The following is a 19,636-nucleotide window of genomic DNA, read 5'->3' on the forward strand; positions in this document are numbered from 1 at the left end:
CGAAGGCCGTTTAAACTTTTATTCGAACCAATTACTCGAAATTTTCTTAGTCGTCTTATTTTTGCTATTCGGTTTAACACTGTACGATACAGATGCAGGATTTACACATGGTCCTATTCATATTGCCTTTGCCATTTTAATTACTTTTAATCTTATTATTAAACAAATCGCAATCGAAGGATTAAAAACCAGACTTGCGTTTCATCGTTTACTAGCTAAAGACTCACAAACAAATAGCGATATAAATAATACTGCTACAAACATAAACGCTAAATAAAATATGTATTTAAATCCTCAATGGCGAATACTCACTGTAGGCGATGGCGATTTATCTTTCTCGAACGCTATTTACACTCATCTATCACCAAAGGCCTTGGTAGCATCTACTTATGATGACCAGGCCACTATTGAGCAAAAGTACCAGCATAATGCACTTAGCAACTTAAAAGCGCATAACGTTGAGGTACTTAATAGTTTTGATGTAACAAACCCTGCGTGTTGGCAAAATCTAAGCGAAAACCAGCACAGCTTTGACGTGGTTATTTTTCAGTTTCCGCTAATACCCGCGTTTGTTGGCCGTGAAGCGTTTGAAAACAACACGCGCCGAACCAGTATGAACGTATTAAACCGCGCTTTACTACACCAATTTATTAAATACGCTAACGAATACGCGCTTGATAAAAATGGTCCTATGCTTTGTTTTATCACCTCTAAAGACGTAAAACCTTATCGTGAATGGAACATAGAAGGCAGTTTAAATGACCGCCTAAATAGTCAATATTGCGGGCAGATGCCATTTAATATTAGCCAATTTGAAGGTTATAAAATTCGTAATGTTGACCGAGATAAACACGTAAAAGACACCAGCGGTATTACTTACGTTTTTAGCCCAAAAAGTATTGATACACAAACTAGCGAATTAAGCTCACGTCTTACAAAGCCTGCATACTTAACACCAAACCATTGCCCCCTTTGTCGTGTTGGCCCGTTCATGGCAAACGAAGATGAAACTAAGCATCTCAACGCTAAAAAGCATCAGCAAATGCTGCACCTTGAAAACGATTGGCAAAAATGGTTAAGTGAGTTTTACAGCTGATAGCCTTATTTGCAGGTTATTTAATTAAACATTCGCTGTTTAATTAAATCAGCCGCTTTTTCAGCAATAGCAATAACCGGTGCATTTGTGTTGCCGGTAATAATGGTAGGCATAATCGACGCATCGACTACACGTAAGTTACTTACCCCGTGTACTCGCAAATTAGTATCCACCACTGCCATTGAGTCTTGCCCCATTTTACATGTCCCGACTGGATAGTATTCGGTATCTGCAGTTTGGCGTATAAACTCAATTAGCTGATCATCATTATTTATATCAAGCGGAAAGACCATTTTACCGCGTATGTTATCAAAAGCTTTACTTTGCATAATAGCGAGTGTTTTTTTAAGGCCTAATAACATTGCTTGCAAGTCATCAGGATGACTTAAATAATTAGGGTCAATAAGCGGTGCACTACGCGGGTTGTTATCGGCTAAAGTAATAGTACCTCGGCTTTTGGGGCGCATAATACTGCTGTGTATACTATAACCATGCCCAGTGTGTAGTTTACGACTATGATCGTCCACCAGCCCAATTACAAATTCTAGCTGCACATCGGGCGCTGGCGAGCCTTCAAATAATTTAATAAACGCGTGCGACTCTGCAAAGTTACTGGTTAATCGCCCTTGTCGTTTTGTAAACCAGTTAACGCATCCTTTAAAAATGCTGGCAATGCCTAGCGGGCTTATACCAAATGTACCCTTACTTGTTTTTGATTTATAAAGTGGCACTACCGTTAAGTGATCTTGTAAATTAGCGCCAACACCTTCAAGTACGTGCTGAACCTTAATGTTATGTGCGCTTAACTGCTCTTTTGGGCCAATACCTGAAAGCATTAATACCTGCGGCGAATTAATAGCGCCAGCGCTAAGTATTACCTCTTTTTTAGCACGTAAATTAATAACCTCTTTATTACGCTCTATTTGCACGCCTTGCGCTATCTTATTGGTTATATTTATTTTATTAACGTGGCTATGGGTTAATACCGTTAAATTTGGGCGGTTTAAATACGGTGTTAAATATGCTTTTGCTGCACTACAACGCTCGCCATTGTGCTGAGTTACCTGCGATAAACGTGCACCACTTTGCTCTTTGCCATTTATATCGTCGCTTAAATTAACGCCCTGCTCAGCACAGGCATTTAAAAAGTATTGGTTTACATCGCTTGGGTTATTTAGCTCTTGTACATGTAGCAGACCCTTTGTCCCGTGCAGCTCATTATTTATAAACGCTTTATTGTTCTCAGCTTTAATAAAGTACGGGAGTAAACTATCAAAATCCCATCCCGTGTTGCCATTGGCCGCCCATTGGTCGTAATCGTATTTATTACCTCTTATGTAAACCATCGCATTGGTAGAGCTTGACCCACCCAGTACTTTGCCACGCGGCACAAACCCACATCGGTCATTAAGCGCTTTTTGCGGTACTGTATTATAATGCCAGCTATTAATACCGTAAGGCACACTCGCTGCTATGCCTGCTGGCATTTGTACAAATACACTGTTATCACTACCGCCTGCTTCAATTAAGCACACACTTACATTTTTATCCTCAGACAATCGCGATGCCATCACGCAACCACCACTGCCTGCGCCAATTATAATGTAATCATACTCTGTGCTCATACAACTTAACCGTTTACTTTTTATTTACACCACAATACATAAAACCAGCTCATTAATCGCTATTTATATTGCGTAAACCCTCAGCTAAAAGACGACGTTAATTAAAGCCTAAACACGTTAAAAACTTAACTTTTAAAACAAACGCACCAAAATTTAAAATGATACAATTATCGCTCTGATATTTTCTAGGGAGTGAGCATGAACTTTGTTATCGTTGGCACCAATTTTATTAGCGACACACTGTTAGCCGCTGCAAATACGTTAAACGATTTTAATTTATATGGGGTGTGCTCGCGCGCAGAATCAAGCGGCGAAGCGTTTTTAGCCAAACACCCACAAAATGCACAAGCAAAAATTTACACCTCAATCGAGCAAGTATGCCAAGATCAAAATGTCGATGCTGTCTACATAGCCGCCCCTAACAGCTTACATAAACAATATGCCGTTATGTGCCTAGAAACAGGTAAACATGTCCTTGGCGAAAAACCATCTGCTGCCAATTCTAAAGAGCTTGCTAGCATTATAGCTACAGCAAAAAAGCATCAGCGCCTTTACATGGAAGCCATGATGACCACTCACTTGCCTAACTTTACACGACTGCAACAGGCAATGATAAGAATTGGCACACCACGTAAATATATTGGCCAGTACAGTCAATATTCATCGCGTTACGATAAGTATAAAAATGGAGAGCGCCCAAATACGTTTTTGCCCGAGTTTGCTAATGGTGCTTTAGTTGATTTAGGGATTTACCCACTGTATTTATTAATTGCACTTTGGGGGGCACCAAAAAGCGTAAGTGCCAGTGGCCTATTACTTGATACAGGTGTAGATGGTGCGGGGGATGTATTACTAAACTATGCAGATAAACAAGCCGTTATTAGTTACTCCAAAATATCGCAAGGCGACAACATAACCGAAATACAAGGCGAGCTTGGACGCATACGTATAGAAGCCGTATCGCAACTTAAAAAGGTGGAGTTTATTGCTAATAATGGTGAGGTAGAGATTATATCCCAACCGTTTGATGAGCACTTTATGAAATACGAAGTTGAACATTTTATGGCATTAGTAAAGCAAAATATCCTTGAGTCACCTGTTAATACACTCATTTTATCCAGTAACGTAATGAGCGTTCTTGATGAAGCCCGCAAACAACTTGGGGTTGTGTACCCTAACGACTAATTAAATAAAATATAGGCGTTAACCAACGACAGTTAACGCCCAGAAGAAAGCTTAAATAGCTCTCGTACAACGACACATTTTACAAGATACTTTTAAATAATAGCGATCCCCATCCATGGGCAATCAAATACTTCTACAACAAACTTAACACTGACAACCCAAACTCGGTTTGTTACCAATATTTATTGTTCAATAACCTTAAAACTAACTTAACACATAAAAACATTACCAATCAAGCTGGCCAATTGCATTATTTTAAACTAAATTGGTAATACACGATTAAAACCATCTGTGTATAGTGGTTTGTAGACATAACTTCGCGTTAGAATTTTGACATAATAGTGAATTTTGAGGTAACCTCTGGTATTAGCAGTTGGTTTTGACTTTTAGGCCGCAGAGGCCATTATTCCTTAAGGTAATGAAGGTAAAGTATGGGTAATCGTCGCTTATTTTGGCGCATAGTTGATAAAATAGAGTCTTTAATAAATAAAGGCGAGTTTACTGCTGGGAGCCGTTTACCACCTGAACGTGAACTTGCAGAAATGTTTGACGTAAGTCGCCCTACTATTAGAGAAGCTATTATCGCATTAGAAGTGCGCGGCCGAGTTGAAGTTAAAACAGGCTCAGGTGTTTATGTAGTAGAACAAAAAAATGCATCTATAAAATCAAAAGAGATCAGTGCATTTGAACTTACTCAAGCTCGCGCATTAATTGAAGGCGAAATTGCCGCTTTAGCTGCTCAAAGCATTACAGAAGAAGAACTAGAGCAACTAAATAAAACATTAATTGCCATGGAAAAAGGCCTTTATGTTGAGCAAGCCGATCGTGAGTTCCATGAAATTATAGCTAGAGCAACGCGCAATAAAGCACTTGAATTTGCAGTGTCTAACTTATGGGATTTACGTTTAACAAACCCACAAATTGTTGCTGACTATACAAGTGTGTGTAAAAACAATAACGAGTGTGTTATGGATGAACATACCGCTATTTATACAGCCCTAAAGTCGCATGATGCAAATGCAGCGCGCAGCGCAATGCACAAACATTTTAACCGTTTAATTAATGCTTTGTTTGACGCTGTAGAATCGCGCGCACTTGAAGAGATTAAACGCAAAAACAATGAAAAACGAGGCCTTTATTCGCTTGATGGCTTAGTTAATAAAAGCGCCCACTAAGGCCTATTATCCAATTAATTAACGTTAGTAAACGCCCATTTGCTAACTTTAATTCTTACCCTTTGTGACCCACCTAATTAAAGTTATTTTAATCGCAAGTACTTATCAGTAGTTTTTTAGAAATAGACTATGCCGATCAATCTTCTGGTTGGAACCAAGGAATAAAATGCAATCATCTTCAAATAGTTTTTTATTGGCAGTGGTATGTGTACTACTCGCTATGATGACCATTCAGTCTGGCGCCTCAATTGCAAAACAGCTTTTCCCTATTGTTGGACCAGAAGGAACAACCGCTTTAAGGCTTGGTTTTTCTGCCCTTATACTTTGCTTAGTATTTAAACCTTGGAAACACTTACCTACTCAAGGTAATCGTATTTCTATAATTGTATATGGTTTAAGTTTAGGCGGCATGAATATTTTGTTTTATTACGCCATTGAACGCATTCCACTCGGCATTGGTGTAGCGCTTGAATTTACAGGCCCGCTTGCTGTTGCCTTATTTTCATCTCGCCGAAAACGTGACTTATTTTGGGTTGCGTGCGCTATTGCCGGTATTTTGCTTCTACTTCCTGATATGAGCGGCCAAGACAGTCTTGATCCATTAGGTGTAGTACTTGCACTTGGTGCCGGTGCATGTTGGGCAGGTTATATATTATTTGGTAAAAAAACGGGTACACAAAGCTCTGGTGGAGCTACTGTCGCATTGGGTATGACCGTTGCCGCTATAGTGCTAGTACCTTACGGCGGCATTATGCAAAGCGCTGCGTTTACATGGGAAATTATCCCACTGGGTATTGGTATTGCTATTTTATCAAGCGCACTGCCTTACACACTTGAAATGGTTGCGCTTCGTAATATGCCTTCACAAGGGTTTAGCGTAATGATGAGCTTAGAGCCTGCAATAGCCTCGCTCGCAGGGTTAATTATACTGGGTGAGTTGCTTACTTTATGGCAGTGGCTTGCTATTTTACTTGTGATTATTGCATCTGTTGGTAGCTCTTTTTCAAACGCAAAAAAAAGACTACTTAATTAAATACCAAATAATCTAAATAACCTAAATAAAGTCACCACGCAACATGGTGACTTTATTGTGCTCTTTGCAGTGATTTTTAACTCACAGCCTTACTTTGCTTTTTAGTTGTAACCAAATACCCAATCAACGAAATAAGCGGCATACCTGCCGCAACTAATGCAATGCTTTTCCAACCACCCGCTTCGTAAAGTGGACTGGCAATCAATGAACCTGCTGCCCCGCCCACAAATATACTCGTCATATAAATGGAGTTTAGACGAGCACGGCTTTGAGGCTCTAGTGCATATACCGCGCGTTGGCCCAGTACCATATTTGCTTGAACTGCAAAATCAATAAGCAATCCCGTTAATGCCAATACTATAATGCCGTAAGGTAATTCAAATAAGCTTGGTAAAAAGCATAGCACCGCAATGACTTTTGCTAATAGAGACACCTGATGTGTATACCCCTTATCAGCTAAACGCCCAACAATGGGTGCAGCTACTGCGCCAGCTGCCCCCACTAGAGCAAACAATGCTATTTCTGATTGCGATAAACCATACTCACGCGTTAGTACAACCGGCACGCTTGTCCAAAACAAGCTAAAAGATGCAAACATTAACGCTTGAAAAAGTGAGCGCTGGCGAAGCACTGGCTGGCTTATCATTAACTGTTTAAGCGATTTTAATAACTTAAAATACGTTGTTTTATGGGTAGGTTGCCTGCTTGGAATAGCAAAATAAATTACGCCTGCAATAAACACCATACACCCTGCTGCAAAGTAAAATACAGCGCGCCAACCAAAGTGATCGGCTATTAAGCTCGATATAGGTCTTGCCAGCAAAATACCTAACAACAGCCCCGCCATAATATTACCAAGAACTTGACCGCGACTTTCATCAGACGATAAATGAGCAGCTAAAGGTATAAGTACCTGAACAGAAACCGAACTTATTCCTATCATTAAACACAAAATGAGCATTACATTAGGTGAATCAGCAAGTGCTGTACCCACTAAACTCAAAAATGACACAACAAGCGTGATCAACATGAGTTTTTTATTTTCAATTAAATCAGCTAACGGCACTAAAAAAAGTAACCCTAAGGCATAACCAATTTGAGTAAGCGACACTATAAAACTGGCGCTATGAAGACTTAATCCTACTTCAGGAGCAAGTAACTCAATAATAGGTTGAGCGTAGTAAATATTGGCAACAATAAGTCCGCAACACAAAGCAATAATAGTAATGAGTGTATTGCTAAGTGGTTGCGCTGAAACGCCTGTTTGGGTCATCTGTGTCTCTACTTTATAAAAATAATAAAACCCAACCAGCAAACGCGGGTTTGGTTTTGCTTAGGGCGTGTTGAACTTTGTGGATTGAAATTTGTTCAATCCAAGGAAGATTTAATCGCGGCGCGAGGTTTGTAACCTAGTGGGCTAAGTCAAAACCGAGCAACAAAGAGTCAATCGTCCCTAGAAAGAACCCAAGGGCAGCGCATGTTTGGCATTAATGCTGCGTTATCGCCTATGTATGGGGAACAACCACACATCATAGGCTCTGCCTTGCTTAAATACCAAACACACTGCTGAAAATTCAACCACCAAAGATCAACACGCCCTAATAACTAAACTTTATTTTATTGGTGATGGCTGCCCATGTGGGCTTGAACGTAAATACTGTTTAGGTGCAGTGACTGTAGCGCCTAACTCTGCCGCTGCATGCCATGGCCAATGCGGGTTATATAAAATGCCACGCGCAAGCGCTACACCATCGGCTTGCTGCTCACTAATAATATCTTCGGCTTGTTGCGCCTGTGTAATTAAACCCACCGCTATAACAGGCATATTCACAGCTTCTTTAATGGCTGTTGCAAACGGTACCTGAAAATTAGGTTTTACTGGTATTTGTTGCTCAGGGCTTAGGCCCGCAGTACTTACATGAATAAAATCACAGCCGAGTTCATCAAGCGCTTTACTAAGCACTATCGATTGTTCTAAATCCCAGCCGCCTTCAACCCAATCGGTTGCTGAAATACGCACACCTACCGCTTTATCACTAGGGAATACCGCTCTTACCGCTTTAAACACGTCAAGCAATAAGCGCATTCTGTTTTCTAGGCTACCACCGTAATTGTCATCGCGCTTGTTTGAAAGTGGCGACAAAAACTGGTGTAACAGGTAACCGTGCGCACCATGTAGCTCGATTAAATCAAGGCCGAGTTCATCAGCGCGTTTAGCTGCACTGACAAAGTCTTTAATTAATGAGTCTATGTCGTCTTGGCTCATTGCTTTTGGAACAGAGCTTTTATCGTCGTACGCAATTGCCGAAGGTGCCACGGTTTGCCAGCCATTTACTTCACCTGGTGCAATAGCGCCAATACCTTCCCACGGCTTACCTGTAGAGGCTTTACGCCCAGCATGCGCCAGCTGAATACCAATAGGTATAGGGCTGTATTGCCTTACTGCTTTTAAGCTTTTGCCCAGGGCTTGCTGGGTTTCGTTATTCCAAAGCCCTAAATCGCCGTAGCTAATACGCCCTTCTGGGTTTACTGCTGTTGCTTCTAAAATTAGCAATCCTGCACCACTTAAACTCAATTGGCCCAAATGAATAGTGTGCCAATCGCTAGCTGCGCCATTGTTTGCTGAGTACTGGCACATGGGTGCAATAATAATACGGTTATCTAACGTTACTTGCCCAAGTGATAAAGGCGAAAATAGTTGGCTCATTGTTAATCCTTAAAAACACGCACAAAAAAGTACGGACAAAATAAAAAATAAAGTACGAAGCGGTAATCAAACACGCTCACTCAATAACTTAAACTGTCACTAATAATTACGACTTAACACTCTAAATGGGGATCAAAATACACTTTAATAGTGCTAATAAAAGTATAAGTAATGACATTATGAAATATTAATTTTAATGTAATAATTTGTTAACGAGCACGTCATAACATCATCTTTAAAAATGAATGACTATTTACCTTTAAACAAGGGTGTAATTCTTAACCTCATTGTACCTATTTGTATTAAGCTACTGCTTGTATTGCCTATTAACCAAGTAAAAACCCCTCAAATAAGCTGTATTTATTCTATAAAAGTGAATTAAAATTCAATTTAAATATTCCAAGCTACTTAACACCCTGATAAACTGCTTAAATTAACTAATGTTCAATTTTTAAACTGGGGATCACTTTTTATGTTTAAACCAAGCTTGTTAACCTTGGCTATTTCGAGCGCTGTTTCTAGCGTATTTTTATTGCCTAATGCCGCACTTGCTCAAGAAGAAGTTGCAGATAAAAGCAAATCACTCGAAGTAATTGAAGTTACAGCAACAAGGCGCAGCGGCTCCGTGCAAAATGCACCGCTAAATATTACCGCCCTAGATGCTGATATAATGAAAGATCAAAACATTAGCGAACTTGCCGACATAGCACGCTGGGTACCTGGTTTAACAATTACCGATCAAGGTGGCCGCTCTGGCTCACCAATTATTGTTCGTGGTTTAAATACAAATTCTTCTGGTCCATCGTCAGATGGCGGCACTGTTGCAACTTACATTAACGAAATCCCTGTTTCTATTGATATGCGCCTAGTTGATGTAGAACGTGTAGAAGTACTTATTGGGCCACAAGGTACCTTATATGGTGCAGGCACATTGGGCGGTGCAATTCGATACATGCTGAAACAACCAGAGCTTGATTTCACATCGCTTGAAGTGTTTGGCAATATTTCTCAATCTCAAGAGAGCGACTCAATTGGTGGCGAAGGCGGCTTTATATTTAACCTGCCACTAATTGAAGACAAGCTTGCAGTGCGCGCCAGCTTAAACGTATATGAAGACCCTGGTTTTATTGATTACGGCTACGTAGTACGTGAGCCTGGCGTATCACTACCCGATCCTGATTGGAGCGATAGCTCAGCAGTTAACAACAACCTTAAAAATGTAAAAGACGCCAACGGCGAGACCACCACTACTGGTCGTATTTCTGTTCGCTTTAAGCCAAGTGAAACGTTTGAAGGAACACTTAACTACTTTTACCAAAACCAAGACAGCGAAGGTCGCTCGATTGTTCATTACAACAGCCTTAATTCAAACAACGGTTTAAGCGACCTAATAGGTAAATACGAATCAGCCTATCGCTTTGAAGAGCCTCGTGAAAAAGAAGATCAATTACTAAGCCTTGAACTTAAAGCAGACCTAGGTTTTGCAGAGCTAGTATCGGCTACGGGTATTTCGAGCTTTGATGCTGACGGTCAACGCGATCAAACAGACTTACTTATTCGTCTTGATTACGGTTATGAAGAATTCCCTGCGTTTTCATCATTTACAAGAGAAATAGAAGAAGAAGATACATTTACTCAAGAAATCCGTTTAGTATCACAAGGTGATAGCGATATTAACTGGATCGTAGGTGGTTTTTACAACAAGATTGAAAGCGATGCATCGAGCAAAGAGTTTACTCCAGGGTTTGGTGATTTTGCAGTTGAAAACTTTGGTGCTGACCAATCTCGCCCTGACCAACTTGAATATTTTTCTGTTGACCGTACAGAAGTTACAGAATCGGCTTTATTTGGTGAAGTAGGTTACCAAGTCACTGAGAAACTTGATGTAACTGTTGGTGTCCGTTTTTACAAATACGATGTAGAATCTGAATCTGCAGTCGATTTCCCGTTATTTAACACCTTATTTGATGGCGCAGGCCCAGATGATATATCACTAAATTTTGAAAAAAATGAAGCAAGTGATAACGGCAGTCTATTTAAATTTAATGCGAAGTATCAATTTACTGATTCAGTAATGGGTTATGCAACCATTAGTGAAGGTTTTAGAATTGGTGGTTCAAATGGTTTAGCACCCTGTCCTGATCCATTACCAGCTAACCAAGCCGGTTGTGGTAACCCAAGTGAAATGCTTTACGATGCAGATACAACAACCAACTACGAGTTAGGTTTTAAAAGCACATGGCTAAGAAGCCGTTTACACTTTAACGCTGCGTTATTTAATGTAGATTGGGATGATGCACAAATTTCAGGTGCAACCAATGTAGGCCAATTACCGTATTTATCTAACGCAGGTAGTGCCAACGCTAAAGGAGTTGAAATATCAACCCGTGCAATATTATCTGACGCGTTCTCAGTGTATGCAACTTATGCATACACAAAAGCAGAGCTTACATCAGACGCGCCGTTCTTATTTAACTCAGACGGTACAGATGGCGCTGAAGATGGCGACCGTTTACCGGGCTCATCTGAACACCAGTTCTCAATGGGTATAAACTATCAAACTGATGTGTTTAGCGATAAAACGCTTGATATAAACTATGGTTTAACAGCACAGAGTGATGTTGTTTCCCGCGTTGGTCTTCGTGATAACGGCGAAACACTACCTGGTTACAGTTTAAGTAATATATCAGCTAAATTAACAGCCGATGCATGGTCAACTACCCTATATGTTGATAACCTATTCAACAAATACGCGGTTACATCCGTGCGTCGTTCAGATGCCGATATAACATCAGCTAATGGCGCCGACATACAACGTAACTACGGCCATTACATTAATCGCCCGCTTACGGTAGGTGTTAAATTTAACTACAAATTTGAAATATAATTTATAGTAATTTTTAAACAATGTTGTAAGGCTCAAATTTATTTGAGCCTTTTTATTTTCTTTTACAAAATAATAATTACCAAAAACCATGCAGCCAAATTTAAAGCAACTTCATCAAAGCGCAATACACTCCCTAAACCAAGGTAAAATAGAGCAAGCACACAAAGCCCTAGTGGAGTTAGTTACACTCAAGCCAGACTTTGCTGATGGGTATTTTTTGTTAGCTATGGTTAATTTAACTGTTGGGCAAATACACAAAGCAATAAAGCTCATCGAAAAAGCTCTTACCCTTGGCCAAAGTATTGAATACACTGCGCAACTTGCTAAATGTTACGCACTTACTGGCGAATTACAAAAAGCAAAAAAAACCGCACTATCGGTACCATTAAGGCAAATAACTAAAGCACTTGATGCCGACACACTCGGCGTTGCATTTACTCAAGCAGGCATTCACGAACACGCACTTAACTACTTTGAGCGCGCTATTACACTGGCTACAGCAGCTAACAAAGCTCAACCCCCGTTTTACTATAACTACGGTGTAAGCGCTAAATTTTTAGGACTATTTGATAAAGCTCAACACGCTTTTGAAAATGCCATAGCGCTTAATCCGCTGCATCATCAAAGTCATTTTGCATTAAGTGATTTAACTAAAGTAAGTAAGCAAAACAATCATATTGAACGCTTAAAAAACGTGTTTGAGCAAGTAACACACCCCGATGCAAAACTACATATAGGCCATGCACTCGCAAAAGAGTATCAAGATATTGGTGAGTTTGCTCAGGCTTTTAACGCGTTAGAGCAAGGTAAAGTAGCAAAACGTGCTGTACAGCCGTTTGATCATAAAAGCTCAACTGAGTTATTTGAACATATTACACGCTTAAGTGAACAGCACACACAAGCGCTAACACAAGGTAACCCAACGGCCGAACCTATTTTTGTATTAGGCATGCCCCGCTCTGGCACCACATTAGTTGAGCGTATTTTATCAAGCCACAGCGACGTGCAATCAGCCGGTGAATTACAAGACTTTGGCCTAAGTGTTAAAAAGCTAAGCCAAACACAAACACCTCACGTGCTCGACACTCAAACGCTCAGTAAAGCCTACGAGCTTGATTTTAATCAGCTTGGGTCAACCTATTTAAACGCAACACGCGTAATAACAGGCAGCCATAAACACTTTATTGATAAGCTCCCGTTTAACTTTTTTTATATCGATTTAATAACCAAAGCACTGCCAAACGCTAAAATCATTTGTATGCTGCGCGACCCAATGGACACCTGTATTGGTAACTACCGCCAATTATTTACCATTAATAACCCCTACTACGCGTACTCGCTCGACCTACTCGACACTGCAAAATTTTACAGCCGTTTTTACAAACTAATGCAGCACTTCAGCATGCAACACAGCAATATAAAATTAGTAAAATACGAAGAGTTAGTCGCACAACCCGAGCAACAAATTAAAGAGTTAGTCAGCTTTTGTAACCTAGAGTGGCAACCCCAGTGTATAGATTTTCACTTAAACACCGCACCGGTCTCTACCGCCAGTAAAGTACAAGTACGCCAACCACTTAATAATAAAGCAATCGGCCGCTGGAAGGCGTTTAAGCCACATACAGATAAAGCAGTGGAGTACCTTTTAAAGCAAGGTATTAGGGTTGAATAAACGCTTTATTTTCACCAGTGGGAGACGCCAAATAAGCGGTTTTGTGTAAGTGTAGGTCGGATAAGCGAAGCGTCATCCGACACAGTAAAATACCTTGCCAATTATTTTCAACATTTTATGTTGTTGAGTGGTTGGAGGGTGGCCATAAGCGGACCTTCATTATTCAGTCAATTCATGAGGAAAAGACCAGGTTATACATACAGGTACTGCCCCAGTATGAAAGTTCACTTTCGGGCAGTTAAACCGTGTATTGACGTTTACACAACTCACATTTTTACCCAACCTGCTGGCCACTTTGTCCCGTCTAAAACCGCAGCGGGACAAGAGATACGCGCCAATTTTATTTGACTATTAACACTGGGCAATCAGCTTTATTGGCGATCGTTTCTGCAACGTTAACATTCAAAAAATGAGAAAGTCCGGTTCTTCCATGACTGGCAATTACCACCATGCCTATATCACCGCTATTAGTCTCATCTAAAATCTCATTAATGGCATCACCATGTCGAATAACCGTTTCAATCTTTAAATCAGTATTCAACTGACCTAATAACTCATGCATTTTACTCGCCGCAGCGTCTTCCATATTTTTAGCTAACTCTTGGGGAGTTATCGCAAGGATCATATAATTCTCATTATCTGAAGGCTGATCAACAATGTGTAAAATACGAATGCCTACTTGATATAAATTCGCCATTTCAATGGCATATTGCAAAGCATGTGATGCAGTATCAGAAAAATCCGTAGGCCATAAAATATTACCTGTGCGCATATTATTCTCCTTCACAATCTAAAATCATATTTTTCAATGATATTACCAACTCCATAAGAATAGACTCGGCTCCATCTCAGCAAGTTAAGTGTAGTGAGTATTAAAGGGTTATCTATTGATTACGATCAATAAATAACAATAAGGCACTAAAAGTAACAATACCTCATCAATTTATGCTTATTGATTAGGCTGTGATTGCGGGGTTTATTACTCTGGTTGTCGTTGTTGTTTCTTTTATAAGATAATCAATATTTGGAATAGTTGGGGCTGACAGTCAGTTTTCGCTCACAGTTGAACTCCACAAAAGTGCCAAAAGCAGCCATTCGGGTATAACTCGTTTCTGCCCCAAAACGTGCCAGAATAAGATTGAACGCTAAATTAAAAGCTCGTAATTTAAGTTACTTTTTCTAATACCAAAATATCGACATGCTTCAGGCCTTACTAACTTTATGAACTGAATACTTAAGTCGTCACCTGTCCCTAAATTGTCACAGATACTAGAAGAATAATTGTAAAAATAGGATATATGCCATATCTTACTGATGTGTATGGTTATGTTGAGAAAAGACAGTATGGCGTTAGAAGCAGGTGGATATGCAGAAAAGCTTGGCAACAGGTATGAATCTAATTGGGTTGCATATCAGTTATTGCGGCTGTTACAAGAAAAAATAAGTTATGTGATTGTAGAGCCTATTGGGGATGATGAGGTCGGAGTTGACTTGGTAATAGGCAATAATGATGACTCATACGAACACCATCAGTGTAAAGCAAGCTCTGGCAATAGCGAATATTGGCATTTATCTAAGCTCCATAGTTCCAACATTCTAAAAAACGCAAGTTTTCAAATCGGTAGAGGTGCTACAGAGTTTCATTTGGTCTCACCACTTTCGAGTAGAATAATCAGCGATTTATGTGAAAGTGCATTGAATAGTAATGCAATGCCGTTTGACTTCCTTAAATATCAAGTAAAACAAAGTCAAGAGAGAGAAAAGTGCTTCAATTCATTATGTGAATATCTTGGTATGTCTGTTGAGTTAGAAGAAGATATCCGCAAAGCAATGCTGTTTTTACAGCGTTTTAAGATTGTTCGTTATGATTTGAATAAACATAACCAAAGTGAGTTAGAAGACAGAGCTTCCTCTATGTTCAGTGGCAGCAGTACCAAGTTAGTTCAGTTCCTTAAATATTATCCTGTTGAATACAATAAATTACGTAACAAGATTACAGCGAATCAACTATTAAATGATCTGAAAAAGGCTGGGTTTGTTGCCAGAGGAATACCCGAAGATGAACGAGTACTTTCAGTTGTTGATGACCTCTCCAAAGAGTTTGATGAGTCAATCCAACCATTCTTGATATGTAACCAGCTTATTAAACGAAGAGAGTTGGATAACATCACCGATTCTTTGGAAGAAAACCCTGTAACTCTGATTAGAGCAGAAGCAGGAGTTGGGAAAAGTTCATTACTTCTCGAACTTCATAATTACCTTCGTAAGACAGGAGTCATCAGTGTTCCGGTGAGGCTTGATCGACGAACTCCAGAAGATAATCTAGATGCGTATGGAAGAGCTTTAGGTTTCCCGTACTCACCACCTTTCAGCTTAAGTTCATTATCAAAACACAACAAAGTAGTGATTATATTAGATCAACTCGACGCTATCCGATGGACTGGCGCACATTCTAATATCGCTTTGCACATTTGCCAGGAGTTAATCCGGCAAACAATTGCGCTACGTAAAGAAGGAGCCAACATATCAATCGTCTTGGCTTCTAGGGATTTTGAGTTAAACGAAGATATCGCCTTATCAAGTTGGCTACAGAGTATTTCAGAATCATTGCATGAAGTTAAATTATCTACATTAGATGAAAAAATAGTAGAGGAGTTAGTCTCGCCATTTGAGACGTATTCACTGCTTTCTTCTGTAAAGAAAGAGATTCTTAAGATACCTTTATGGCTTGGTATATACCTAACTATTGCACATCGGACACAGACTGCCCCTAGCTTTAATAACAAATTAGAGTTGGTTAAGAATTTTTGGGACGATCGATTAAGTCAAATAAGTGCCCATCATCTATCGGTTGAAGAAGCAGAGCAGCTTATTGATAAGCTAGTGAGTGTAATGATGAAACAAGGTTCTTTGTCTGTGTCATTGACCTCTCTACCTGTAGGTTCACGATGGGTCTTAGAAGTATTAATGTCAGTCGGAGTGTTAACTAAGCAGGAACAACGCATAAGTTTTAGGCATCAGGCATTATATGATTATCAGGTCGGTTCAAAGTTATATCGAGCAGGGAGTGAATCATCAGAAAAGTTATTGTCTGAGCTTGGACAGTTTGACAACCAAACTCTAGACAAGAGAGAGCACCTTAAGTATGCGTTAAACATGTTGCTAGATGCTAACCAAAAAAATTACTGCTCTAGTATTGAAGCTGTTTTACTTAACGATAAGGTTCGCTTTCACCTGAAATTCTTAGCTCTTAATTCGCTAAGGGACTTAAAAGTCATTAAAGCCCCCGCTAGAAAGCTAATCGATAAGTTAATTAATGACTCTGAGTTAAATCAGAAGTTTATCTCGACGAGTTGTTTTAAAAATCCAGAGATAATTGAATACCTTATCGAGAGCGACATTTTGGCGAGTTTGATCAATAGTTCTGATAAAAAGTTAGTTGATGCTTCAGTTGGCCTTCTGGGCTCTATTTCAGAGCTTAAGCCAGAGTTAGTGGTAGAGGCTCTACGCCCATATGTTGATGTATCAGATAGTTGGAATCAAAAAGTCTACAGTAGTCTGTGTTGGAACATTGAAGATGATTCTGACGATATGTTCGAGTTAAGGACAGAACTTATTCAAAAAAACTGCTCAGCAAATTATATAGATTGGCGAAATCTATCTAAGAAACATCCTAAGCGTGCTTTGTCATTAATTGAGGTTTTCTTGGGTCATTACAAAGAAGTTATCTGTAAACCTAGTTATTCAGAGGAAATTAGAGAGCATCAAAAGCTAACGCAAAGAGACTATTGGTCTCCAACAGATCTAGACGGGATTTTGGCCGTCGCTGAACATACTCCAGAAGAGGTTATAGGTCGTTTACTTCGGAAGATAACTGATATAGCTGAATCACAAGATGATTATAAAGAGGTTTTAAGATGGCTACATAAGGATAAAACTGATGCTTATGAGCCAGATTGTAGCCTCACATCAGGTATCTTTAAGCTGATAGTAAAGGCGGGAGAAAACCTACAAACGGATTCTGAAATATTATACGAGCTTGTTAAACCGTATCTTGCGATAGAAAATCCTGTCACTGTACATTTGGTCGCTAGGTTATTGCTGAACCTATCTACAGCGTACTCCAATATAGTCATTGATTGGATGCTTAGTAGTCCGAATTCGCACTTATCGTGCGGCAACACATACCTTGAGCCTGTTTGGATATTGCCTGGTAAATTAGTCTCGAAGTTTTCAAAAAACTGCTCCAACGAACATTTTGCAAGGCTTGAAGAATATATCATTCACTTGAAAAGTGAAATGGAGATAGAACAAATCAAGAGGATCTTGGAGACAAGACGAAGAGGATCAAGCTATAGCTATTGGGGTAGTGCGCAATATTTTTGTTGCCTAAACTCGATGGAAGCCGCATTTCTACTGCAACAGAACAATTGATTAAGGTGCTCGATAGGAAATTTTTCAATTATTCAACTTCTGACTTTTGTTCAAAGTATGAGAGTATTGGAGGCGTGATTACTTCACCATTACCCATTGGAAACAAACTATCTAATGGGTCTTGGTCGAAGCTAATTCTAACACCCGAAAAGCAGGCTGTTGGTAGAAAATGGAAGCAAGTAGCTAAAGAAGTAATATCTGAACCGACCATCGAACAGTTCTCTCGAACTCTAGAAGGTTCTGTTTGTAATGAACCTGTCAGATTCGCGAGCTTTGCTTTGTCACTACCAAAAGATATAGATCCTCGATATATCAGTGCGTTTTTTCGAGGGTTAGCTGATTGTAGTAAAGAGAAAGCTCATGAAGATTACAAAGATGATTGGGCTCCTTGTAGCGATATCTTATTAGAAAAAGTAATTGCGCATTTCCCTCATAATGAAAGTGAAAGTGCTTTAGTTAGATTATTCGATTGTAAGTCGTTAGCTACGGACACAAAAGTTTTTCACTTATTGCTCAATTTAGCTCGTCATGCCAAAGACCCTGAATTAAACAAACTAAATGTTTGGAACTCTGACAAAACTCGTTCAGCCGAGGTAGCGTCAGCAAAATCTTTGATGGATAACTCAATCAATTGCGTTCGCGGGCAAGCATATATAGCGATAGCTAGGTTATTTTTTAAAAACGAATTGCTTGCAAACCAAAATAGGGACGTAGTTGATCAAGCAATTGTAGATGAGCACCCTGCGGTCAAAATGTCGGCATTAGAGTTACTCAAGCCCTATCTAAATTACGATAGCCTGTTTGCTCATACTAAGTTTATTGAGTTATGTACTGAAGATATTCGGGTCAGTGGAGGGTATGGTGCAAACCACTTTTTCAATCAAGGTTTCGAGAGTCAGCATGTCAATGAATACATTGAGCTTGTTCTCCGAATGCTTGGCTCTCAGTATGTGGATATTAGGAAAGAAGCGGCTAGACAGATCTATGCTCGTTGGTTTTTCAATGACTTGTTTGAACGTGAATTAGCATTGGTTCTTAAAGGAGACAAAGAGCTAAGGAGTGGCTGCGCTTCCGTGCTTTCCCAGTTCTTAAGAGAAGATAAGTACCATGATCGAATTGGCAAAATTAAGTCGTCATACATAACGTTGTTAAACGATGAGGACGAAGATATTTTGCAAAAAGTAGGTAGTTGCGTTCAGTATGATAGCTACTGGACAAAGCATAATTCGACGGTCTTATTTAGTGAATTTGTTAAGTCTAAAGCTGCAAGACATTGTATTAACAGCTTATTTGAAAAGCTTGAGTTTTTTCCCAGTATGCTTATAGACATGAGTGACTCTTTATTGGGGCTAGTCAAAAACATCGTTGAAGTGAATAAGAATGATGAATCATTTAAGCATCGACATATGCATATCAGGGAATCCTCTCTTCTAAAGGTGTTGCAACGTCTTTACGATGAAGCTACAGAAGATGAAGATGATGAGGCAATCAGTATTTGTTTGGACATCTGGGATGAACTGTTGAATTCGGAAATTTATACAGCTATGAGTGCAGTTAAAGAACTTGATAATGGGCTGCTGTCTTAGTTGAAAATTGTTCGATACTGATGTTTATCTAGCACATTGAGGCTAGCACTAGTTCGTTCGCCTCATTACAAACTTTTGCCAAGTAAATTACGGTGATGACTCAGAGAAAAGCTGAACTAATACACCTCAATTAATCCATCCTTTGATAATTTAGCAAACCACGTAACTCAGAATTGCCCAAAAACGAGTTTGCCTGTGCGTCTGCTTCTCGCTCTAAGCCAACTAATGAATACATG

13 protein-coding genes are annotated in these 19,636 nt (G+C 39.6%); 9 read left to right on the forward strand and 4 right to left on the reverse strand.

Going from position 1 to position 19,636, the window contains the following annotated elements; all coding sequences use genetic code 11:
- Both P20652_RS17200 and P20652_RS16130 read left to right on the forward strand, forming a co-directional pair.
- On the forward strand, positions 1 to 277 hold a 277-nt coding region (locus P20652_RS17200), incomplete at its 5' end, for a hypothetical protein (RefSeq protein ID WP_033016930.1).
- 3 nt (positions 278 to 280) lie between these two features.
- Positions 281 to 1,096 (forward strand): class I SAM-dependent methyltransferase, encoded by an 816-nt coding sequence (locus P20652_RS16130; protein WP_008165645.1) that lies wholly within the window; start codon positions 281 to 283, stop codon positions 1,094 to 1,096.
- A gap of 20 nt (positions 1,097 to 1,116) precedes the next feature.
- Here P20652_RS16130 and P20652_RS16125 read toward each other — a convergent pair whose 3' ends face one another.
- Positions 1,117 to 2,721, reverse strand: coding sequence for a GMC family oxidoreductase (locus P20652_RS16125; RefSeq protein ID WP_008165646.1), 1,605 nt, complete (start codon positions 2,719 to 2,721; stop codon positions 1,117 to 1,119).
- 198 nt (positions 2,722 to 2,919) lie between these two features.
- On the opposite strand from P20652_RS16125, the gene P20652_RS16120 reads away from it, so the two are divergent.
- The 3 genes from P20652_RS16120 to P20652_RS16110 all read left to right on the forward strand — a co-directional run bounded on the left by P20652_RS16120 (position 2,920) and on the right by P20652_RS16110 (position 6,114).
- A complete protein-coding gene (locus tag P20652_RS16120; protein ID WP_008165648.1) occupies positions 2,920 to 3,906 on the forward strand; it encodes a Gfo/Idh/MocA family protein in 987 nt (328 codons plus the stop codon).
- A 431-nt stretch (positions 3,907 to 4,337) separates the two neighbouring features.
- Entirely contained in the window at positions 4,338 to 5,081 is a 744-nt protein-coding gene (locus P20652_RS16115) for a FadR/GntR family transcriptional regulator (RefSeq protein ID WP_008165650.1), read from the forward strand.
- Between the two features lie 166 nt (positions 5,082 to 5,247).
- Complete coding sequence (locus tag P20652_RS16110) at positions 5,248 to 6,114, forward strand: DMT family transporter (protein WP_008165652.1); 867 nt, start codon at positions 5,248 to 5,250, stop codon at positions 6,112 to 6,114.
- 76 nt (positions 6,115 to 6,190) lie between these two features.
- Here the strand turns inward: P20652_RS16110 and P20652_RS16105 are convergent, their stop codons facing one another.
- Entirely contained in the window at positions 6,191 to 7,387 is a 1,197-nt protein-coding gene (locus P20652_RS16105; RefSeq protein ID WP_008165654.1) for an MFS transporter, read from the reverse strand.
- Positions 7,388 to 7,726: 339 nt separating this feature from the next.
- Complete coding sequence (locus P20652_RS16100; RefSeq protein WP_008165656.1) at positions 7,727 to 8,821, reverse strand: NADH:flavin oxidoreductase/NADH oxidase; 1,095 nt, start codon at positions 8,819 to 8,821, stop codon at positions 7,727 to 7,729.
- Positions 8,822 to 9,293: 472 nt separating this feature from the next.
- Here P20652_RS16100 and P20652_RS16095 point away from each other — a divergent pair, with 472 nt between their 5' ends.
- A complete protein-coding gene (locus tag P20652_RS16095) occupies positions 9,294 to 11,708 on the forward strand; it encodes a TonB-dependent receptor (RefSeq protein ID WP_008165659.1) in 2,415 nt (804 codons plus the stop codon).
- Positions 11,709 to 11,796: 88 nt separating this feature from the next.
- Positions 11,797 to 13,380: a sulfotransferase gene (locus tag P20652_RS16090; protein WP_008165662.1), complete on the forward strand. Its 1,584-nt coding sequence runs from the start codon at positions 11,797 to 11,799 to the stop codon at positions 13,378 to 13,380.
- A gap of 340 nt (positions 13,381 to 13,720) precedes the next feature.
- Here P20652_RS16090 and P20652_RS16085 read toward each other — a convergent pair whose 3' ends face one another.
- Positions 13,721 to 14,152 carry a universal stress protein gene (locus P20652_RS16085; RefSeq protein WP_008165663.1) on the reverse strand — a complete coding sequence of 144 codons (432 nt, stop codon included), beginning with the start codon at positions 14,150 to 14,152 and terminating at the stop codon, positions 13,721 to 13,723.
- Positions 14,153 to 14,724: 572 nt separating this feature from the next.
- Here P20652_RS16085 and P20652_RS20570 point away from each other — a divergent pair.
- Together P20652_RS20570 and P20652_RS20575 are read left to right on the forward strand one after the other, a co-directional pair.
- On the forward strand, positions 14,725 to 17,814 hold the full coding sequence (locus P20652_RS20570; RefSeq protein WP_202799040.1) for an ATP-binding protein: 3,090 nt from the start codon (positions 14,725 to 14,727) through the stop codon (positions 17,812 to 17,814).
- Positions 17,766 to 19,400, forward strand: a complete 1,635-nt coding sequence (locus P20652_RS20575) for a hypothetical protein (RefSeq protein ID WP_008165668.1) — start codon at positions 17,766 to 17,768, stop codon at positions 19,398 to 19,400. The genes P20652_RS20570 and P20652_RS20575 overlap by 49 nt, the downstream gene beginning before the upstream one ends.
- Positions 19,401 to 19,636: the final 236 nt, after the last annotated feature.

This window comes from Pseudoalteromonas sp. BSi20652 (assembly GCF_000239855.1).
GTDB lineage: Bacteria > Pseudomonadota > Gammaproteobacteria > Enterobacterales > Alteromonadaceae > Pseudoalteromonas.

Coding starts and splice junctions, on each gene's coding strand:
- P20652_RS16130 (WP_008165645.1), top strand. CDS start 281: ATGTATTTAAATCCTCAATGGCGAATACTCACTGTAGGCGATGGCGAT.
- P20652_RS16125 (WP_008165646.1), bottom strand. CDS start 2,721: ATGAGCACAGAGTATGATTACATTATAATTGGCGCAGGCAGTGGTGGT.
- P20652_RS16120 (WP_008165648.1), top strand. CDS start 2,920: ATGAACTTTGTTATCGTTGGCACCAATTTTATTAGCGACACACTGTTA.
- P20652_RS16115 (WP_008165650.1), top strand. CDS start 4,338: ATGGGTAATCGTCGCTTATTTTGGCGCATAGTTGATAAAATAGAGTCT.
- P20652_RS16110 (WP_008165652.1), top strand. CDS start 5,248: ATGCAATCATCTTCAAATAGTTTTTTATTGGCAGTGGTATGTGTACTA.
- P20652_RS16105 (WP_008165654.1), bottom strand. CDS start 7,387: ATGACCCAAACAGGCGTTTCAGCGCAACCACTTAGCAATACACTCATT.
- P20652_RS16100 (WP_008165656.1), bottom strand. CDS start 8,821: ATGAGCCAACTATTTTCGCCTTTATCACTTGGGCAAGTAACGTTAGAT.
- P20652_RS16095 (WP_008165659.1), top strand. CDS start 9,294: ATGTTTAAACCAAGCTTGTTAACCTTGGCTATTTCGAGCGCTGTTTCT.
- P20652_RS16090 (WP_008165662.1), top strand. CDS start 11,797: ATGCAGCCAAATTTAAAGCAACTTCATCAAAGCGCAATACACTCCCTA.
- P20652_RS16085 (WP_008165663.1), bottom strand. CDS start 14,152: ATGCGCACAGGTAATATTTTATGGCCTACGGATTTTTCTGATACTGCA.
- P20652_RS20570 (WP_202799040.1), top strand. CDS start 14,725: ATGGCGTTAGAAGCAGGTGGATATGCAGAAAAGCTTGGCAACAGGTAT.